The sequence below is a fragment of the Caenimonas sp. SL110 genome, assembly GCF_001044395.1.
Taxonomy (GTDB): Bacteria; Pseudomonadota; Gammaproteobacteria; order Burkholderiales; family Burkholderiaceae_C; genus Ramlibacter.
In genome coordinates, this window is the sequence record NZ_JANU01000048.1 from 2,415 (window position 1) to 4,470 (window position 2,056).

At 54.8% G+C, this 2,056-nt stretch carries 2 protein-coding genes; both read left to right on the forward strand.

Annotation, left to right across the window (positions count from 1 at the left end):
* Window positions 1-63: 63 nt before the first annotated feature.
* Window positions 64-537 (forward strand): hypothetical protein, encoded by a 474-nt coding sequence (locus AQ12_RS22855; protein ID WP_152682864.1) that lies wholly within the window; start codon window positions 64-66, stop codon window positions 535-537.
* Window positions 538-651: 114 nt separating this feature from the next.
* On the forward strand, window positions 652-2,056 hold a 1,405-nt coding region (locus tag AQ12_RS19165), incomplete at its 3' end, for a hypothetical protein (RefSeq protein WP_048441573.1).

Sequence of the window (2,056 nt, forward strand, 5' to 3'; positions counted from 1 at the left end):
AAAGAAAAACTCAACTGTCGATCTAGCTGCCCACTTTTGGGTTAGCAGACAAAGGAACATCTTATGGAGCATCTAAAAAATCTGGCTGCCATTCCATTAGTCATTGCAGCCTTGGCCGGTTGCGAAAAGCACTCGCTCGACAGGCAGATGCAAGAACTGTGCGCTAAAGACGGCGGCATTCGTGTCTATGAAACTGTGAAGTTGCCGAGCGTACTGTTCGATCCATTCGGCGACCCGTATCCAGGCTGGCGTTCGCGGCCTGATGAACAACGACTAGGCGAAGGATATTCCCTCGCGCGAGAAACAACCGTATTGAAGGACGGCGATCCTATGAAGGGGCAAGGTCGATTATCGAGATATGAATATCGAATCATCCGATCTGTCGACAAAAAAATACTTGGAGAGGCCATTCTGTATGGGAGGGCCGGGGGAGATATTTTTGCCTTTGGACACTTCACCTCCAAAGGGTGTCCGGAAAAGCTTGGGGCACCAACAACTCTAATTCGTCAAGTCTTTATTAATGCAGAAGGAAATTAACACGTGCCGACAACTAGCCAGTACTTGACTTACGCAGAAGTTGCACTCGCAAGCTACGCCGGTCCACTATCTACGACCCCAAACTCCAACGAGACTGCTTACCAACAATCAGGGATGGCTGCAACGCAAGCGATCAGATTTGATCGTGATTGGCTCGTCCTGGGTCAGGCAGACATAGGCGATGGTTTTTTCGCGGCACTTTTCCAGAAAGTTGACGCCTCCGGCACCCCCACTGGCGAGAAAGTACTTGGGATTCGAGGTACGGACGCAAGCCATTGGGGCATCGACTTTGCAGTAGATGTGGTGGCCATCGCCTTGCTGGGAACCAATAGGGGACTTCGACAATACCAATCACTAGAGACGTTCTATGGGCAGATGGTAACTACAGGGAAGCTGGGAGCGAGCGAGCTGATTACTGTGAGCGGTCATAGCTTGGGTGGCTTTCTGGCACAGGCCTTCGCTGCCGACTACGACTTGGTCGTAAAGGCCGCCTACACGTACAACGCCCCGGGGTTCAGCGGCTCCATTCCTGTGGGCGGGGTCAACACCGAAATTCTCGAGTTCTTTGGCATCACTGATGCAAGCATTCCAAACGCCAAAATCTTCAATGCACGTGCAATCGAGGGGTTTTCCGCCACAGCTGGGCTAGGTCAGATGATTGGATTCGTCAATGCGTTCAACATTGAGAAAAGCGGTCCAGTTTCTAATCATTCAATTATCACTCTGACGGACTCGCTTGCTGTCCAGCAACTGCTCTCCGAGTTGGACTACACGCTTTCACAGGATGCCACTAACTATTTAGTGCGTACAAGTAGCAACCAGCACGGCAATACGCTTGAGCTGCTGGTTGACTCGGTTCGCCACTTGGTCCTCGGCACGGGCAAGCCCAGCACGGAGCAAGGGAATAGAGACATGCTCTACGCAAATCTTCAAGAACTCGCAACGGCGGTGAGGTCCGTGGCTGGCACCGTAAGAATCGATGGCACGCACCCCGCCACCGCCAGCACCTCCCATCAAGACTTTGCCGCCTTCCTCAGCCTGACCACCGGCGCGACTTTCAGCCTTCGCAGCCTGGATGCCGCTGCAGTTGAAGATGCTCTTAAAGGTGTCCACGCCACCGCCTACGCCGACTGGAATGCCGACCGCGAAGCGCTCGTAGCGGGCGCCTCGCAAGACTCGCTCAACTTCACCGACACCTACCTCAACGACCGCGCCGCGTTTCTCAATTGGCGCAGCCTTGCCTACACCGCCGATCAGACGTTCGTGAACAGCGCGCTTGCGCCAACCGACCGTACGTTCGAATACCACTGGAAAGAAGTCGGCAGCACGCAAGACAACGCCCTGCTCGTCTCGCGCGTCCAGGGCCTTGGCACTACACCCGCCCAGATCATTTCATTTGGCGGCGACAGCGCAGACTCATTGAGCGGCAACGCCAATCCCAACTTCGGCGATCGCCTCTACGGCGGCGCTGGCGACGACATCCTCAACGGCCTGGCTGGCAGCGACTACCTCGAAGGCA